Genomic DNA, 15,588 nt, shown 5'->3' with positions numbered 1-15,588 from the left:
AAAAGATTCTTTAAATAACTCTTGTTTTATATAACTCAATGTGTAAATAATGAGTCATGGACGCGCTCGAAGCCATTGGAGACCCGGTTCGCCGGCGTATCGTCGAACTGCTGACCGACGGTGAACGAACCGCCGGCGATCTGGCCCGCGCCGTCGGCGACGAATACGGCATCAGCCAGCCGGCAACGTCCCGGCATCTTCGCATCTTGCGCGAAAGCGGAGTTGTCGCCAGCGCGGTCAACGGCCAGCAACGGCAGTATTCGCTGCAGCGCGAGCCGCTCGACGAGATCGCCGATTGGCTGAGCGACGTCCGCGCGTTTTGGAATCAACGTCTCGATGCCCTGGACACCGAGCTTCGCCGCGGCCGCAGAAACTCGGCAGCGCGCGACCATCACAACCCGGAATCCACCCCGGGTTCCACTCCCGCTCTCCCGGAGATTCGATCATGACCAACACCCTTTACGGCGTCGTCACCCGCAAGACCACGAGCGCCGACGTCCGTATTGAACGCATTTACAACTATTCGGCCGCCGAGCTCTGGTCGGCGTTGACGGACCCGCGCCGATTGGCCGGATGGCTCGGCGACCTCTCCGGCGATCTTCGCGTCGGCGGTACGTATCGCGCCGAGCTCGGCACCGAGGTAGGCACATCGACCGGGCGGATTCTCATTTGCGAGCCGGAATCGCGCCTGCTCGCGTCATGGCAGTTCGTCGGCGGCCAGGAGACCGAACTCGAAGCGCTGCTGGAAGATGCCGGCCCCGGCAAGACACGGCTCACGCTGGAAAACCGGGGAATCGCCATGGCCGACGCTCCAGCCGGCTACTCGGCCGGCTGGCACGTGTTCTTCGACAGGCTGGGCGAGATGCTCGACACCGGTTCGGCAGTGTCGTTCCTCGACGCGTATTCGGCCGCTTACTGCGTGTACGACGATCAGCTGAACGCACTCGGCGTCCTTGACGCCGGTCTGGATGACGACCCGAGCGGCGGGCAGCACGGATCGGTCCGATTCGAGCGCACATACGAAGCCCCGCCCGAGGACGTCTGGTCGGCCCTGACCGAGTCGAACCGGCTCGCCCGGTGGCTCGGTACCGTGACCGGCGACCTCCGGACGGGCGGACGCTACCGGCTCGATTTCGGCGACGGCGACGAGGCGGCCGGGCGGGTTGTCGCCTGCGAAAAACCCTCGCGACTCGAAGTCACATGGGAATTCCCGGGCGAAGGCACGACGAGACTCGAAGCGACACTGACTGCCATGGACGACGGCACGCTCGTGACGCTCAGCCACACGCGACTGCGCCGGGCGGATTTGTCGCAGTACGGTGCCGGGTGGCACACATTTCTCGACCACCTGGATGTCGTGCTCGCGGGTCGGGAGCCCTCCGGGTGGCAAACCCGGTACGAAGAGCTTCATCCTCGGTATCTGGCACAAATCCCCGAGCCGCACTAGCCCATTCCCTGTTGCCCCCGCGCCGAGTGGTGGGACGGAAGCGGGACGGAAACAGGGACGGGAGCGGGACGGGAACAGGAACGCGGCGGGGCGCGAAACGAGAAGAGCCCGGCGACGACGCGGGAATTCATTGCACTTTCATCTCAACTATTGACCGGGCGGTCAATCAAGAGTAAACCGGGACTTGTCAGCAAAAGGAACCTTCACGAGGAGGTTGGGAAAGATGAAGAAATGGGCACGCTGGCAAGACTGGGTAGCCGTAGTCGTCGGGCTCTATGCGGCGCTATCGCCGATCTGGACGGCTACTGACACAACAGCGACAACCGTACTGATAGTGCTGGGCGTCCTGACCATACTCGCGGCGCTGTCGAATCTGTCGCAGCCGGGAGTTCGTACTACCGAATGGGTCGAAGTGGCCTTCGGCATCTTGATGTTCATCTCGCCGTGGGTGATGGGATTCTCCGGGATGACGGGCGTCGCCACCACCGCATGGGTCGTCGGAGCGATTACGATCATTGTGGGTGCTTGGGCGGTACCGAGCGCGATGAAATTGCACGGAAGCCATCACCGTCCGGTTTCGGCCTGACGGTGATCGGACGCATCATGGAGGCGGGGCGTCGTTCGGCGCCCCGCTAGGAGGCCGACATGAGACATTCGCATCGCCGATCGGCAAAGGCCGACGGCGAGGCTCGCGAATTGATTTTGGACGCCGCCGAGGATTTGATTGCTCGAGGCGGCTTCGACGCCACGTCGACGTCGGCCATCGCCAAATCAGCCGATGTGCCCAAGGGCCTGCTTTTCTACTATTTCCCCAGCAAGCCGGAGATCCTCACGGCTCTCATCACCGAGAGACTTCCGGCAGAACGCCTTGACGCCAATGAACTCGCGGTCCCGGGAGATCCGGCCGCCAGCCTGCTTGCCACGTACACGCGTCTCAACCTCAGCGATCACGACTCCGGGGTGTTGCGCGTCATTCTGTGGCGCGAGGCCGAGACCCACCCGCACGTGCGTAGCCGATTGCGCAAAGTTCAAGCCAACGTGGAGCACGATATCGCCGCCGTCCTGACCGCATGCCTGGGCGGCAAAGCGAACCGCAAGGCCATTGCAGCGTGCGCATCCGCGTGGGCCGCCGCCGTATACGCCTTCGCCAGCGCAGACCGGCTGGCCGATCTGGACGGTCTTCCCAGGCAGAGTTCGGCGCGTCTGCGTGATGTCGCCCGCATGCTCGCTGCCGGACTCGGCACTCCCCTCGCGTTCGCTTAAACGAAGTCGTTCGAATACGCGTCCGACGCTTTCACGGGATGCTTGACGAGACCGGCTTTGTGCATGAACGCGGCCATGTCACGCCACTCCGACGGATCGTTGTGCCCGGTGGTGCCGCGCACTAGCGGGATCGTCGCTCTCAGTGTGGCCAGCGCGTCGGACTTCGCCTTCTCGTCCGTCATGGTCGGGACGAACTTGGCGCTCAAGTCCACGGTTTTGGTCGGATGACGCGTCATGAAGTCGACACCCTTCAGCGTCGCCAGGACGAACCGGCGTGCTTGCCGCGGCCGCTGCTTCAACGTTTTTTCCATGGCGCCGATGCCGAGTCCGACCAGTGGCAACTGCCCCGAGCCGTCCGGACCTATCGAACGCGTCCGGATTCCGGCCAGTTTGAATTGGACGGCGTCATTGTTGACAAATCCCATCACGCCGTCGACCTTGTGCCCGGCCAGCGCAGCTTGCTGCGTGAATCCGATGTATTTGACGGTGACGTCTTTTTTTGACAACCCGGCCTGACGCAGCATCGCCAGCAGCGCAAAATACGTCTCCCCATACGGGCCGGGCGTGCCAATCGTGCGTCCTTTCATATCGGCGGCCTTCTTGATGGGCGAATCGGCCGGCACGATCAGGGCGACGGGATATTTGGCGTACAGAGTGGCGATGTCCACCACCGGGGTGCCGGCGGCTCGGGCTTGCATGATTTCGTCGCCGCCCGCGTTGATGAAGTCCTCGGCGCCCGAACTCAATGCCCCGAATTCGCTTTCCGAGGCACCATGGTGGCGTAGCGTCACGTCGAGGCCCGCGTCGGAATAGTAGCCGAGAGATTTGGCTGCGTAGAACGGCGCGAATTGGATGTTGGGCGTGTAGGTCAGCCCGACCGTGACGGAGGAGTGCCCGCCCGTTGTGCCGCCGGTCGGCGAGTTCTCCTTCCGTCCTGCCGGAGAATTCGAGCATGCGGCTAATGTGAACGGCCCTGTCGCAGCGGCCAGCAGCATCAGGCGCCTGGATATCGTGTTCATCTCGTCCTATTCCTCGGTCAGTCCCACAAGTGCCCGCACACGCCGTTCGAACAGTCGCACGAGCAGATACATCGCTATCGCCAGCGCCGAGAGCATCACGAGCGTGGCGAACAAGCCCACCGTGTCGACGCTGTCCCGCTGTGCGTTGAGCAGTAAGCCGAGCCCATCGCCGCCCATCACGAATTCGCCGACGACCGCGCCCGTGACCGACAACGTCAGGCCGTTACGGACGCCGGCAAGCACACTGGGCATGGCCAGCGGGAACTCGATGTACCACAACATCGAGGCGGCGCTCACGCCGTCCATACGGGCGGCGTCGAGCACTTCCCGGTCAAGTGTTTGCAGACCGAGCACGGTCGTGACATAGATCGGGAAGAAGACGAGCAGCGCACACAAGATCGCAATCGGGAAGAGGCCGTATCCGAGCCACAACACGAGCAACGGCGCCAGCGCGACCGCCGGGATCGCCTGGGAAGCGGCGAAATACGGTTCGACGGCTGCGGAGAACAACGGCTTGCGCGCCACGAGATATCCCAGCGGCAAGGCGACGATTATTCCCAGTGCGCTGCCGGCCAAGCTTTCGACCAGTGTGCGGCCGGTGAACGTCAAGAGCGAGCTGTGCGCCACTTGCCCGACGAATTCCCCCGCGATGGCCACCGGCGACGGGAGGAAATAAGCCGAGACGACGCCGCTGCCGGTCACTGCTTGCCAGACCGCAAGCACGACGATTCCCAGGACGACCGGTGCCAGGACCCTGGCTGCCCGGGTCGTCCGGGTGGTCTTGCCCGAGGCTCGAATGGTGGCCACCTCGTCCTTCCCCTTCACAATTTCCGGGGCGACGGCAGCCAATGCGAGGCGGCGCGTCAATGGACGAGCCGTACTCGCCGTGCTTCCTCCCATCCGGACTATTACCGTCGGTCCCGGAATTCCACCGAGTCAACCGCCATGGGGCGGGTCGCGGACTATCACCGCCGGTTCGGATTCTCACCGACCCCGGAGCACGTATTTGCGTCCCTATTCTACCCCCACCCGTGCCACCGCTCCGCGCCGAGTGGCGGCGAATGGTGCCCGCCCAGCGCCGAGTGACGGGAGGACGGGCAGGGCGTCAGCCGGCCGCAGGGAGGCATTCCACCCGGCCATCGGGCACGAACGACGTCATGACCCGGCTGGTGACGGCCTGACGGAAGAACGGCGGCGACGTACGCACCCGGTACGTGTATCTGGTGCCGGTGGGGTACAAGATCTCCGTGATGCCGTTCCCGGACGAGCCGCACACCGCGGAGACGTCGACCTGTCCGGGCAGCTCGATGCCGAGTTTTGCGGCAACCACGTCTTCGGGCACGTCGTCCGGCGTCTCGATCTGCGGCAGCAAGCGCACGAACACCCCCGGGCAGCCGCCGTCCGCCGTTGACGGCCTGCAGGTGCCCACACCCGAGTGATAGTTGACGACATGCCTGGTCTGCACATTGTCCAGGCGCACCCGAACGGTGGTGGCAGCGCGGACGAACGTGATGGCACCGACCGCTGCCGCGACGATCAGGCACGCCACGACGACCTGGCGGGCAGTGCTCTGCCGGGCAGTATCGGACCGCAACGGTGCGGCAGCGTGGTTCTGCGCTTCCACGGTGTCAAGATTACGCGTTTTCCGGGTTGTCCGCGCCTTCCCTCTGTCGCGGTCCGAGGTGCCCCGGGCAGAATGGTCGTATGCCTAATACCGATGCGCCCAATACCGATGCCATGCCGACTTTCAGCCCCAACGACTCCCCTGCTCACGCCCACGCCATCGACTTGGGCGACTTCGTTTCATCGTCGCCTTCGTCGTTCCATGCCGCGGCCGAAGCGGCCCGGCGGCTTTCGGCTGCCGGGTTCGTACGGGTGTCCGAGACGGACGAGTGGCCGCGATCCGGGCGCTTTTATTGTGTGCGGGACGGCGCGATCATCGCCTGGGCAGTGCCGGACGCCGCGAGCGCGCGGACCGGGTTCCGCGTGCTGGGCTCGCACACCGATTCCCCCACGTTCAAGCTCAAACCGCGACCGACCACCGGCAAATACGGGTGGCTGCAAGCAGGCGTCGAGGTCTACGGCGGCCCGCTGCTCAATTCATGGCTGGATCGCGAGCTGGCGTTGGCCGGCAGCATCGTCACGCGCGCCGGCGTACGGCATTTGACCCGCACCGGGCCGCTGCTGCGTTTCCCGCAGCTGGCGATCCATTTGGATCGCGGCGCGAACGATGGTCTGAAACTCGACAAACAACAGCATATGAACCCGGTGTGGGGGCTCGGCGATCCGTCCGAGGCCGACCTGGTCGGGGTGCTTGCCGAGCACGCCGACGTCGACCCGAGCGATGTGGCCGGCTACGACGTGGTTCTCGCGGATACGCAGGCTCCCAGGCTGTTCGGCGGCGAGAACGAATTCCTGGCCTCCAGCCGGTTGGACAATCTTTCATCGGTGCATGCCGGCGTGCGGGCCCTGGAAGCGCTGGACGTCGAGAGCGCCGACCGGATCGCCGTGCTCGCCGCATTCGATCACGAGGAAGTCGGAAGCTCGTCCCGGTCGGGCGCGTGCGGGCCGTTCCTCGACGACGTCCTGAGCCGCATCTCCGGCGGGCTCGGCGCCACCGACGCGCAGTACCGGCAAGCGCTGGCGTCGTCGGTCTGCGTATCGGCAGACGCCGGGCATTCGGTGCACCCGAACTACCCGGGGCATCATGATCCGGCAAACCTGCCGATAGCCGGCGGCGGCCCCCTGCTGAAGATCAACGCCAATCAGCGTTACGCCACCGATGGGCCCGGCGCCGCCATCTGGCAGCGGGTGTGTGCGGCAGCCGGCGTTCCGACTCAAGAGTTCGTGTCGAACAACCAGGTTCCGTGCGGGTCGACCATCGGACCGTTGACGGCCACCCGCATCGGCATCCGCACCATCGATGTCGGGGTGCCGCTATTGTCCATGCATTCGGCGCGCGAACTCACGGCCGTCACGGATCCCTACTTCCTCGGGCTTGCCGCGGCCGAGTTCTTGAGGTCGGCTAACACTCCACCACGTTGACGGCGAGGCCGCCCATCGCGGTTTCCTTGTATTTCGACGACATATCGGCGCCGGTCTGCCGCATCGTCTCGATCACCTGATCAAGCGACACGCGGTGCACGCCGTCGCCCCGCAGCGCCATTGTCGCCGCGTTGATCGCCTTGCCGGCGCCTATCGCATTGCGTTCGATGCACGGGATCTGCACGAGTCCCCCAATGGGGTCGCACGTCAGTCCGAGGTTGTGCTCCATGGCGATCTCGGCCGCGTTCTCGACTTGCGCCGGGTTGCCGCCCAGCAGTTCGGCAAGTCCGGCGGCGGCCATGCTGGACGCCGATCCGACCTCGCCCTGGCAGCCGACTTCGGCTCCCGAAATGGACGCCTGCTCGCGGTAGAGCACGCCGATGGCACCCGCCGTCAGCAGAAACCGGACGACGCCGTCCATCCGGGTGTCCATATCGCTGCCGCGCAGGCCGCGCACGTACCGGGTGGCGTAGAACAGCACTGCCGGCACGATACCTGCCGCGCCGTTCGTCGGGGCCGTGACGACCCTGCCGCCCGAGGCGTTCTCTTCGTTGACGGCCAGCGCGGCAAGGTTGACCCAGTCCAGGTAAAGGCTCGGATCGCGGTCGGGGTCTTCGGCTTTCAGCTTGTCGTACCAGCCCTTGGCCCGCCGCCGCACCGTCAGGCCGCCGGGCAGATCGCCGGTGCGCGTGACGGAGATGTTCATGCATTCCTCCATCACGTGCCAGATCTCGATCAAACCCGCCCGGACGTCGTCCTCGGACCGGGCGGCCAACTCGTTCGCCAACATGATCTGCGAGATCGGCAGGCCCGTGTCGGCGCAGTGGCCGAGCAGTTCGGACGCCGTGCGGAACGGGTACGGAGGTTCGGGCAGCGACCCGACGCCGACGCTTTCCTGCGGCCCCGGCGCGGAAGTGAATTCGCCGTCGCGTTCGACGAAGCCGCCGCCGACCGAGAAGTAGGTTGCCGCATGCAGCTCGGTACCCGCGGCGTCCGCCACGGTGAAGGTGACCCCGTTGGTGTGCCGTTCGAGCACAGTGCGCGGGTGCAGCTCAATGGCGTCTTCGCCGGCTGCGATCGTGCGGGAACCGGCGAATTCGATCTTTCCGGTGTCGCGGATTGCAGCCAGCCGCGACTCGACCTGGTCCGGGAGGATCGTCTCCGGGTGCCGCCCCTCCAGGCCCAGCAACACCGCGGTCAACGTACCGTGGCCGCGACCGGTCGCCGCCAATGAGCCGTACAGGTCGATGCGGATCGATGCCGCGTCGCCGACGACGCCGAGGCTCGTGACCTCATCGGCAAATGTCGCGGCCGCGCGCATGGGACCGACCGTGTGTGAACTCGACGGTCCGATCCCGATGGAGAACAGGTCGAAGACGCCTACTGCCATGGTTATTGGGCCTCGCTCAATGGTTCGATAGTGGAATACAGCGGGTGGTCGGCGGCCAGCTTCGCCACGCGACCGGACAGCGCTTCGATGTCGTCGCCCAGCAAGCACTGCGCAATGATGTCGGCGACTTCTTTGAACGCGTCGGTGTCGAATCCGCGGGTGGCCAGTGCCGGCGTGCCAATCCGCAGGCCCGACGTGACCATGGGCGGGCGCGGGTCGAACGGGACGGCGTTGCGGTTGACGGTGATGCCGATCCGGGCAAGCCGATCCTCGGCCTGTTGCCCGTCCAGTTCGGAGTCGCGCAAGTCCACCAGCACGAGGTGCACGTCGGTGCCGCCCGTCAGCACGGTGATGCCGGCGTCCGTCACATCATCGGCCGTCAAACGCTCGGCAAGGATGCCGGCGCCGTCCAGACACCGGCGTTGCCGGTCGGCGAAACCGGGCTCGGAAGCGATCTTGAACGCCGTGGCCTTCGCAGCGATCACATGTTCGAGGGGCCCGCCCTGCTGGCCCGGGAACACCGCCGAGTTGATCTTCTTGGCCAGATCCGCCTCGTTCGTCAGGATGAACCCGCCGCGCGGCCCGCCAAGCGTCTTATGCGTCGTCGACGTCGTCACATGCGCATGCGGCACCGGGTTCGGATGCAGCCCGGCCGCCACCAGCCCGGCGAAATGGGCCATGTCCACCATCAGATAAGCCCCGACCTTGTCGGCGATCCGCCGGAACTCGGCAAAGTCCAACTGCCGCGGATACGCCGACCAGCCCGCGATGATCAACTTCGGCTCATTCTCCACCGCCAGCCGCTCGACCTCGGCCATGTCCACCCGGTAGTCCGAATCAGCCACGTGATACGCCACCACGTTGTAGAGCTTGCCGGAGAAATTGATCCGCATGCCGTGCGTCAAATGCCCGCCATGAGCCAAATCAAGGCCCAGGATCGTATCCCCCGGCTTCAGCAATGCGGCCATGGCCGCAGCATTGGCCTGCGCACCCGAATGCGGCTGCACATTAGCGAACCCCGCTCCGAACAGGTCCTTGATCCGCTGAATGGCCAACCGTTCAATCACGTCAACGTGCTCGCACCCGCCGTAATACCGGCGACCCGGATATCCTTCCGCGTACTTATTCGTCAGTACCGACCCCTGCGCCGCCATCACGGCGGCCGCCGCATGGTTTTCCGAGGCGATCATCTCCAGGCCGTCTCGTTGACGTGCAAGCTCGGCATCGATCTCGCGGGCAACTTCGGGATCGATCTCCGACAACGGCGAATTCAGATCGGTCATGCTCAGTCCTTCTTTCTGGAATAGAACGGCAGTGCTGTGACTTCGAACGGTTGGGGTTTGCCGCGCAAGTCGACGTTGACGGCCGTGCCGGGCTCGCTGTGCGCAACGTCGACGTACGCAAGTGCTATCGGGTACCCCAGAGTCGGCGACGGCGCACCGGACGTGACTTCGCCGATCCTGTTGCCGTCGGTGGCCGACTGTACCGCGTACCCTGCGCGTCCGGCCCGTCGCCCCGCGCTTTTCAGGCCGACGAGCACCCGGGCCGGCACGTCGTCCTTGAGCTTTTCAAGCGCGGATCGTCCGACGAAGTCGCTGGGCTTGGCCATACTGACGACCTTGCCGAGTCCGGCGGCGAACGGCGTCAGGTCGACTGTCAGTTCATGGCCGTAGAGCGGCATCCCGGCCTCGAGGCGCAGCGAGTCGCGACTGGCCAGACCGGCGGGGGCGGCCCCGACGTCCGCGCCGGCTTCCAACGCCTTCCGCCATAGATCGCCGGCGTCCGCATTCGGCACGTAGATCTCGAAGCCGTCCTCGCCGGTGTATCCGGTGCGCGCCAGCAATGCGTCATGGCCGGCGACCTGCAGGCGGATGCCCGCGTAATAGCGAAGCCCGGTCACGGCGTCGGCGTCGGTGTCATTGGTGAGACGCAGCAGGATCTTTTCGGCCTCGGGGCCTTGGATCGCCACCAGCGCGGTGTCTTCGGATTCGTTGACGACTTGCACATCGAAGTTCGCGGCACGCTCGGTCAAAGCCGCCGTGACGGCGTCGACGTTCGACGCGTTCGGCACTATCAGGAACTCGTCGTCGGCCAGCCGGTACGTGATGAGGTCGTCGACGATGCCGCCGCCCGGCGTCAGGACGAACGAATATTTGGCACGGCCGACCTTCATCGCCGACATCTTGCCGGCAAGCGCGTAGTCCAGGTATTCGGCTGCGGCCGGTCCACTCACGCGCACTTCGCCCATGTGGCTGAGGTCGAAGACGCCGGCGGCCGTGCGGACGGCACGGTGCTCGGCAAGTTCGCTGTCGTATTTCAGCGGCATCTCCCAGCCGCCGAAATCGGTGAACGATGCGCCGAGCTTTTCGTGCTCGGCATGCAGCGGCGTGTGCTTACTCATTTCGGCTCTCAAACTGTCGGGGCTATCGGATCAGACTAACGCGCGTGACTGATTCCTCCCCCCTCTGTATCGAACCTGAGAGATTTGCGTCATATTGCACTGGCGCTTGCACCGTCGGTGAGCCGGCGAAGCCGGCTGCTCTTCAGAGTTGCCTGGTCGAAACGGTACGTGTGCCTGAGAGATTCCCGGGGAGGAGTTGCTCCTACGGCGTCCGTCACCTGGCTGGCACGGACTCTCCCGCTTCGATTTGTCGGCTATGAAATTGGATTCTTCAAGTGAACCACATCACGGCAGACAAACGATAGTCGTACGGGCGGTCGCCGGCAGAAAGCCACCGTCAGGTCAGCACGATGCTCGCCATCGCCACGAGCGCGGCCCCGACCACCATGAGCGATATTGCGGCATGCGGCAGCGGGTTTCCGGCCGCCCGGCTCTCGGAATGTTCGGACGGCGCTTCCCGGAAGTGGTTGCGTCGGTGCGAGGAGTATAAGGTGACGCCGGCCGCCAGAAGTCCGAGCGCCAGGGCTGCCGTCGTGATGAACCCGTTGTGGCCGGTGATGCCGCTGCGCAGCAACAGCGCACTGTTCACGCCGATGGCCAATGCCGTCCGATTCCAGGCAAGCGCAGTCCGTTCGGGTTGCAGGCCCGGATCACGGTTTTTGCTCATTGCCGCATTACCCCTGCATCAGCACGGGCCGTAACAAGATGACCGCCACAAACACGACGCCGATGGCAAGTGCGGCACCGGCCAGGATGGACAGGACGGGACTGTGCGGCATCGCCCGCCGCCGGCGCATGGCGATCTCGTTGGCCTTCCATCGGACGTAGGCAACGGCGCTGAGCAAGATGGCCAGCAGCCCGAGGCCCACGGCCAGCGCGACGATGATCCATCGGGGAGCGAGCCCGCCGGCGAACTGGTCGATGGCGACGGCGCCGGCCAACAGCGCCAGGGCCGTGCGGATCCACGACAGAAAGGTGCGCTCGTTGGCCAAGGTGAACCGGTAGTCCGGATCGTCTCCTTGCTCACGCCACCGCGGGGTCACCTGCTGATTCCACATCCTTCTTCAGTCGCTGCCGGTTCAAGATTACCGGCCGATCGACTTCCGGCCACCGGCCGCCCGGCCCGGTACTGTTGTCCGGTGGAGTTTCTTCGCACGCCCGTTGCGCTCGCCGAGGCCGAGATCGAGGTCAAACGATCCCGGTTCATCGCGGTGGTCGGCCCGGCGCAGGACGAGGACGCCGCCGGGCGCCGGATCGCCGAGCAACGGCTGGCGCATCCGCGGGCCCGTCATCATTGTTCGGCTTTCCGAGTCGCGGACGGAAGCGTCGAACGTTCGGACGACGACGGCGAACCCGCCGGCACTGCCGGCGGCCCGATGCTCGGCGCGCTGGACGGCGCACACGTCGTCAATGCCGTAGCGGTCGTGACGCGGTATTTCGGCGGTGTCCTGCTGGGAACCGGCGGGCTGGTCCGGGCGTACAGCGGCGCCGTGCGGGAGGCGCTGGCAGCGGCGTCCCTCCGTGACTTGACTCGCTTGCAGACGCTCACCGTGGTCGTGGACTACGCGATAGCGGCACGGGTGGAAGCCGCCGGGAATCCGTGGCGCGTTCTCGGCGCACAGTACGGCGCGAGTGTGACGATGCGCCTCGGCGTGCCCGGAGATCCGGACGCCGCACGCGCCCGGTTGCGCGATCTGTCTGCCGGAACCGCGTCGATCGAGCTCGGCGGCGTCACGTACGCCTGACGCGCGCGCCGATGACCTGCCGAAATGGGCCGGTCCGATCTCTACCCTTTCCCGGGCGATTGTGGTTGAGTTTGGGAATGGGAGAGGAAATCGCCGCCGAATCGTTCAGCCGCGAAGACCGGCGGCGCTACCGTGAGCGGTTGTTGCAAAACCTCGACACGTTCGACGAATACCTGTCGAACGCGCATTTCGCCGATGACCGGTCAATAGGGCTGGAAGTCGAACTGAACCTCACCGACGAGCACTTCGACCCGGCGCTGCGCAATGCCGACGTGTTGGCCAGCGTGGCCGATCCGTCATTCCAAACCGAGATCGGCGCCTACAATATCGAGCTGAACTACCCGGCGTTGGCGATCGAATGCGATGGGTTGCGCCGGCTGGAAGACGGCCTGCGGAGCAGGCTCGATGCCGCCGACGAGCGGGCCCGTGCCGTCGGCGCCCATCTCCTGATGACCGGAATCCTGCCGACCATCGACGAGAACCTGCTCGCCGACGACGCGTGGATGAGCCCGGAGACCCGGTATGCCGCGCTGAACGAATCGGTATTGCAGGCCCGCGGCGAAGACGTACTGCTCGACATCGAAGGACACGAGTCGTTGCACCTGTACGTGCAGAGCCTGGCACCGGAAGCCGCCTGCACAAGCGTCCAGCTGCACGTGCAGGTCTCCCCGGGCGGGTTCGCTTCGGCGTGGAACGCGGCGCAGATCATTGCGGGGCCGCAAATCGCGCTTGCCGCGAATTCGCCCACATTCATCGGCAAGAAACTGTGGCACGAGACGCGCATTGAATTGTTCGGTCAAGCCGTCGACTCCCGTCCGCCCGAAATGCGCAATCAGGGCGTCCGGCCGCGAGCGTGGTTCGGCGAGCGCTGGATCACGTCCATCTTCGATCTGTTCGAAGAAAACGTACGATACTTCCCGGCGCTGATTCCGGAAATGGCCGAGGCCGGCAAACACCAGCCCGGCCGGCTGGACGGCCCGCCGAGCCTGTACGAGTTGCGGTTGCACAACGGCACGGTGTGGCGATGGAACCGACCGATCTACGACCCGCACGGCAAACTTCCGCATTTGCGCGTGGAGAATCGCCTACTGCCGGCCGGCCCGACGGTCATCGACACGGTGGCGAACGCCGCCTTCTACTACGGACTGGTCGAAATCCTGCAGGCGGCCGACCGTCCGTTGTGGTCGCGCATGGCGTTCTCCACCGCCGCCGACAACTTCTATGCATGCGCCAAGCACGGCTTGGAGGCGCAAGTATATTGGCCGGGCGCCGGCGACGTGCCCGTCGACGAGTTGATAGTGCGCCGGCTACTGCCGTTGGCGGCCGAGGGGCTCGACAGGCTACACGTCGACAGCGGTACCCGCGACAGGTACATGGATGTACTGCGCGAACGCGCCACCAGCAACCAGAACGGCGCGGGATGGCAGCTGGAAACCATAGCCGCGTATGAACGCGAGGGCCACAACCGCGACAGCGCCGTGCACTCGATGGTCGCCGATTACGCGCGCGGCATGCATTCGAACGAGCCCGTCCACGCCTGGAAGATTCCGGGAACACATTCGGTCTCCCACACGTTGTAAGGGCATGTCCACACGCCAGCAGTCAACAAAGTCTCAGACACAGGCGCCTGCAGCCCGACCGGCCGAGGCGGAGCAATCGCGCACGCGGCTCAAATCGGCCCGCGCCGATGTCGAGGCACGGATCACCGCGTTGCAGCGCAGCCACGACGACCTGGTCGCCTCGGCAGCCGATGCCCCGAATGACGATGAGCACGACCCCGAGGGAGTGACCGTCGCTTTCGAACGCGCGCAAATCGATTCGCTGTTGCACGAATCCCAGCGCGAACTGTTGGAAATCGACGACGCGTTGACTGCTTTGGATGCCGGCGGCTACGGCATATGCCGCGAATGCGGCGACACGATCCCGCAGGCGCGTCTCGAAGCGCTCCCCGGCGTTGCGCTGTGCATGACGTGTGCGGCAAAGCGGTACCGCGAGGCGTCTTAGGCGACGCGCACGCCGTCCTGATACACGCCGTCGATGTGCTCCCGTAACGTGGCCAGCTGATCGTTGCCGATCAGCTTCGTGTCGACAACTACCACGTCGCCGCGGAAGCCCTCGGCCAGGCGGCCGACCCGCAGCTGCTCGCCGAGGAGTTCTCCGGCCACCGACGTGGTCGCGGCAAGCACCTGTTCGAGGTCCATGCCCCCGTCGGCCATCAGCTGCAGCTCTTCGAGGTTTTGTCCGTGCGGTCCGACGCCGGAGTCGGTGCCCATCGCGATCTTGACGCCGGACGCCGCGGCCTTGGCGAACGAGTTCTTGTGATCGCCCGCTACGCGCACGGCCTTTTCCAGCATGGCCGGCGGAATCGAGTTGCCGGCTTCGGCAGCCCGCATGACGGCGAGCGGCGCGACAAGAGTGGGCACCAGATACGAGTCGTTTTGGATCATCATCTCGATCGCTTCGTCGTCAAGGTAGATCCCGTGCTCAATGGACCGCACCCCCGATACGAGGGCATTTTTAATTCCCGCATTCCCTTGTGCGTGCGCCATCACGTACGTGCCCTGCGTGGCGGCCTCTTCGACTATCACTTCGATCTCCGCCCGCGTGAACTGCGAATGCCGTGGATCGTCGGACGGCGAGAGCACACCACCGGTCGAACAGATCTTGATCTGATCGGCGCCGGCCCGCAACAGGGTTCGCGCCGTGCGGCGGGCCTCGTCCGGGCCGTCGGCAATGCCGGACGGCCGACCCGGATGTGAAGGTAGCAGCGGCACTTCGGTGCCCGACGGCAGGTGCCCGTCGCCGTGCCCGCCGGTCTGACTCATGATGGTGACGGCGATCTGCAGCCGCGGCCCGGCGATGAGCCCCTGCTCAAGAGCCGTTTTCACACCCAGATCGGCGCCGCCGGCGTCCCGCGCGGTCGTGATGCCGCAGGCCAGCGTGTCCTTCAAACGACCGATGGCGTCGTAGTACGGCAGCGAAAACGGCTTGACGGCGTTTTCGAACGGACCGGCGATGCCGACGAGGCTGTGAATATGGCAGTCGATGAATCCCGGCAGTACCGTCTTCCCGGTGCAATCGACTACCTCGTCGGATTCGCCCGCGTCGGCGGTGCCGCCGGGGTACACCCCCGTCACGGTTCCGTCCGTGACGACCACATCGCATGGGTCGAGGCGGAAGACCTCACCATCGAACACGGTGCCGTTCCGGAAGATCACTGTTTGGGCTGCTGCTTCATGGTCGACGCTCATGACGGCACGCTATCACCGCGGCACCGG

17 protein-coding genes and 3 riboswitches are annotated in these 15,588 nt (G+C 65.3%); of the genes, 8 read left to right on the top strand and 9 right to left on the bottom strand.

From position 1 onward, the window contains the following. The first annotated feature begins 56 nt into the window (after positions 1 to 56). From BJY26_RS08165 to BJY26_RS08150, 4 genes are all read left to right on the top strand, one after another. Complete coding sequence (locus BJY26_RS08165) at positions 57 to 449, top strand: ArsR/SmtB family transcription factor (RefSeq protein WP_179427240.1); 393 nt, start codon at positions 57 to 59, stop codon at positions 447 to 449. Beyond that, a complete protein-coding gene (locus BJY26_RS08160; protein ID WP_179427238.1) occupies positions 446 to 1,447 on the top strand; it encodes an SRPBCC family protein in 1,002 nt (333 codons plus the stop codon). Before BJY26_RS08165 ends, BJY26_RS08160 begins: the two co-directional genes overlap by 4 nt. A gap of 223 nt (positions 1,448 to 1,670) precedes the next feature. Next, positions 1,671 to 2,033, top strand: a complete 363-nt coding sequence (locus BJY26_RS08155; RefSeq protein WP_179427236.1) for an SPW repeat protein — start codon at positions 1,671 to 1,673, stop codon at positions 2,031 to 2,033. Positions 2,034 to 2,092: 59 nt separating this feature from the next. Next, entirely contained in the window at positions 2,093 to 2,710 is a 618-nt protein-coding gene (locus BJY26_RS08150) for a TetR/AcrR family transcriptional regulator (protein ID WP_179427234.1), read from the top strand. On the opposite strand, the gene BJY26_RS08145 is transcribed toward BJY26_RS08150, so the two are convergent. From BJY26_RS08145 to BJY26_RS08135, 3 genes are all read right to left on the bottom strand, one after another. Next, a complete protein-coding gene (locus tag BJY26_RS08145) occupies positions 2,707 to 3,729 on the bottom strand; it encodes an ABC transporter substrate-binding protein (protein WP_218852326.1) in 1,023 nt (340 codons plus the stop codon). The two genes, BJY26_RS08150 and BJY26_RS08145, sit on opposite strands and share 4 nt — an antisense overlap. 6 nt (positions 3,730 to 3,735) lie before the next feature. Further along, positions 3,736 to 4,629 carry an ABC transporter permease gene (locus BJY26_RS08140; RefSeq protein ID WP_179427232.1) on the bottom strand — a complete coding sequence of 298 codons (894 nt, stop codon included), beginning with the start codon at positions 4,627 to 4,629 and terminating at the stop codon, positions 3,736 to 3,738. Then, a riboswitch (FMN riboswitch) is annotated at positions 4,613 to 4,734 on the bottom strand. (Overlaps the previous gene by 17 nt.) A 100-nt stretch (positions 4,735 to 4,834) precedes the next feature. Continuing rightward, positions 4,835 to 5,353, bottom strand: a complete 519-nt coding sequence (locus BJY26_RS08135; RefSeq protein WP_179427231.1) for a hypothetical protein — start codon at positions 5,351 to 5,353, stop codon at positions 4,835 to 4,837. An 80-nt stretch (positions 5,354 to 5,433) separates the two neighbouring features. Between BJY26_RS08135 and BJY26_RS08130 the strand changes: the two genes are divergently transcribed. Continuing rightward, a complete protein-coding gene (locus BJY26_RS08130; RefSeq protein ID WP_372465388.1) occupies positions 5,434 to 6,774 on the top strand; it encodes a M18 family aminopeptidase in 1,341 nt (446 codons plus the stop codon). Here BJY26_RS08130 and BJY26_RS08125 read toward each other — a convergent pair. The 5 genes from BJY26_RS08125 to BJY26_RS08105 form a co-directional block, all read right to left on the bottom strand. Then, positions 6,755 to 8,164 (bottom strand): L-serine ammonia-lyase, encoded by a 1,410-nt coding sequence (locus tag BJY26_RS08125; protein ID WP_179427229.1) that lies wholly within the window; start codon positions 8,162 to 8,164, stop codon positions 6,755 to 6,757. The genes BJY26_RS08130 and BJY26_RS08125 overlap by 20 nt on opposite strands. 2 nt (positions 8,165 to 8,166) lie before the next feature. Further along, on the bottom strand, positions 8,167 to 9,447 hold the full coding sequence (gene glyA / locus BJY26_RS08120; protein WP_218852325.1) for a serine hydroxymethyltransferase: 1,281 nt from the start codon (positions 9,445 to 9,447) through the stop codon (positions 8,167 to 8,169). A gap of 2 nt (positions 9,448 to 9,449) precedes the next feature. Then, on the bottom strand, positions 9,450 to 10,565 hold the full coding sequence (gene gcvT / locus BJY26_RS08115) for a glycine cleavage system aminomethyltransferase GcvT (RefSeq protein WP_179427227.1): 1,116 nt from the start codon (positions 10,563 to 10,565) through the stop codon (positions 9,450 to 9,452). A 54-nt stretch (positions 10,566 to 10,619) separates the two neighbouring features. Further along, a riboswitch (glycine riboswitch) is annotated at positions 10,620 to 10,717 on the bottom strand. After that, positions 10,718 to 10,815, bottom strand: a riboswitch (glycine riboswitch). A gap of 87 nt (positions 10,816 to 10,902) precedes the next feature. After that, positions 10,903 to 11,232, bottom strand: coding sequence for a DUF202 domain-containing protein (locus tag BJY26_RS08110; protein ID WP_179427225.1), 330 nt, complete (start codon positions 11,230 to 11,232; stop codon positions 10,903 to 10,905). A 7-nt stretch (positions 11,233 to 11,239) separates the two neighbouring features. Then, complete coding sequence (locus BJY26_RS08105) at positions 11,240 to 11,623, bottom strand: YidH family protein (RefSeq protein ID WP_179427223.1); 384 nt, start codon at positions 11,621 to 11,623, stop codon at positions 11,240 to 11,242. Between the two features lie 81 nt (positions 11,624 to 11,704). Between BJY26_RS08105 and BJY26_RS08100 the strand changes: the two genes are divergently transcribed. The 3 genes from BJY26_RS08100 to BJY26_RS08090 all read left to right on the top strand — a co-directional run bounded on the left by BJY26_RS08100 (position 11,705) and on the right by BJY26_RS08090 (position 14,314). Continuing rightward, positions 11,705 to 12,310, top strand: a complete 606-nt coding sequence (locus BJY26_RS08100; RefSeq protein WP_179427221.1) for an IMPACT family protein — start codon at positions 11,705 to 11,707, stop codon at positions 12,308 to 12,310. Positions 12,311 to 12,387: 77 nt separating this feature from the next. Then, positions 12,388 to 13,890: a glutamate-cysteine ligase family protein gene (locus BJY26_RS08095; protein WP_179427219.1), complete on the top strand. Its 1,503-nt coding sequence runs from the start codon at positions 12,388 to 12,390 to the stop codon at positions 13,888 to 13,890. 4 nt (positions 13,891 to 13,894) lie between these two features. Next, a complete protein-coding gene (locus tag BJY26_RS08090) occupies positions 13,895 to 14,314 on the top strand; it encodes a TraR/DksA family transcriptional regulator (RefSeq protein ID WP_179427217.1) in 420 nt (139 codons plus the stop codon). On the opposite strand, the gene BJY26_RS08085 is transcribed toward BJY26_RS08090, so the two are convergent. Then, complete coding sequence (locus tag BJY26_RS08085) at positions 14,311 to 15,561, bottom strand: metal-dependent hydrolase family protein (protein WP_179427215.1); 1,251 nt, start codon at positions 15,559 to 15,561, stop codon at positions 14,311 to 14,313. The genes BJY26_RS08090 and BJY26_RS08085 overlap by 4 nt on opposite strands. Positions 15,562 to 15,588: the final 27 nt, after the last annotated feature.

Origin of the sequence: Spelaeicoccus albus, assembly GCF_013409065.1 — a bacterium.
Lineage (GTDB): Bacteria > Actinomycetota > Actinomycetes > Actinomycetales > Brevibacteriaceae > Spelaeicoccus > Spelaeicoccus albus.
Note: the sequence above shows the minus strand (reverse complement) of the source record. Positions and strands in the feature narration are given on the sequence as shown.

What these genes read in the sequence shown, in the direction of transcription:
- BJY26_RS08165 (WP_179427240.1), top strand. Translation starts at nt 57, where the DNA reads ATGGACGCGCTCGAAGCCATTGGAGACCCGGTTCGCCGGCGTATCGTC.
- BJY26_RS08160 (WP_179427238.1), top strand. Translation starts at nt 446, where the DNA reads ATGACCAACACCCTTTACGGCGTCGTCACCCGCAAGACCACGAGCGCC.
- BJY26_RS08155 (WP_179427236.1), top strand. Translation starts at nt 1,671, where the DNA reads ATGAAGAAATGGGCACGCTGGCAAGACTGGGTAGCCGTAGTCGTCGGG.
- BJY26_RS08150 (WP_179427234.1), top strand. Translation starts at nt 2,093, where the DNA reads ATGAGACATTCGCATCGCCGATCGGCAAAGGCCGACGGCGAGGCTCGC.
- BJY26_RS08145 (WP_218852326.1), bottom strand. Translation starts at nt 3,729, where the DNA reads ATGAACACGATATCCAGGCGCCTGATGCTGCTGGCCGCTGCGACAGGG.
- BJY26_RS08140 (WP_179427232.1), bottom strand. Translation starts at nt 4,629, where the DNA reads ATGGGAGGAAGCACGGCGAGTACGGCTCGTCCATTGACGCGCCGCCTC.
- BJY26_RS08130 (WP_372465388.1), top strand. Translation starts at nt 5,434, where the DNA reads ATGCCTAATACCGATGCGCCCAATACCGATGCCATGCCGACTTTCAGC.
- BJY26_RS08125 (WP_179427229.1), bottom strand. Translation starts at nt 8,164, where the DNA reads ATGGCAGTAGGCGTCTTCGACCTGTTCTCCATCGGGATCGGACCGTCG.
- glyA (WP_218852325.1), bottom strand. Translation starts at nt 9,447, where the DNA reads ATGACCGATCTGAATTCGCCGTTGTCGGAGATCGATCCCGAAGTTGCC.
- gcvT (WP_179427227.1), bottom strand. Translation starts at nt 10,565, where the DNA reads ATGAGTAAGCACACGCCGCTGCATGCCGAGCACGAAAAGCTCGGCGCA.
- BJY26_RS08110 (WP_179427225.1), bottom strand. Translation starts at nt 11,232, where the DNA reads ATGAGCAAAAACCGTGATCCGGGCCTGCAACCCGAACGGACTGCGCTT.
- BJY26_RS08105 (WP_179427223.1), bottom strand. Translation starts at nt 11,623, where the DNA reads ATGTGGAATCAGCAGGTGACCCCGCGGTGGCGTGAGCAAGGAGACGAT.
- BJY26_RS08095 (WP_179427219.1), top strand. Translation starts at nt 12,388, where the DNA reads ATGGGAGAGGAAATCGCCGCCGAATCGTTCAGCCGCGAAGACCGGCGG.
- BJY26_RS08090 (WP_179427217.1), top strand. Translation starts at nt 13,895, where the DNA reads ATGTCCACACGCCAGCAGTCAACAAAGTCTCAGACACAGGCGCCTGCA.
- BJY26_RS08085 (WP_179427215.1), bottom strand. Translation starts at nt 15,561, where the DNA reads ATGAGCGTCGACCATGAAGCAGCAGCCCAAACAGTGATCTTCCGGAAC.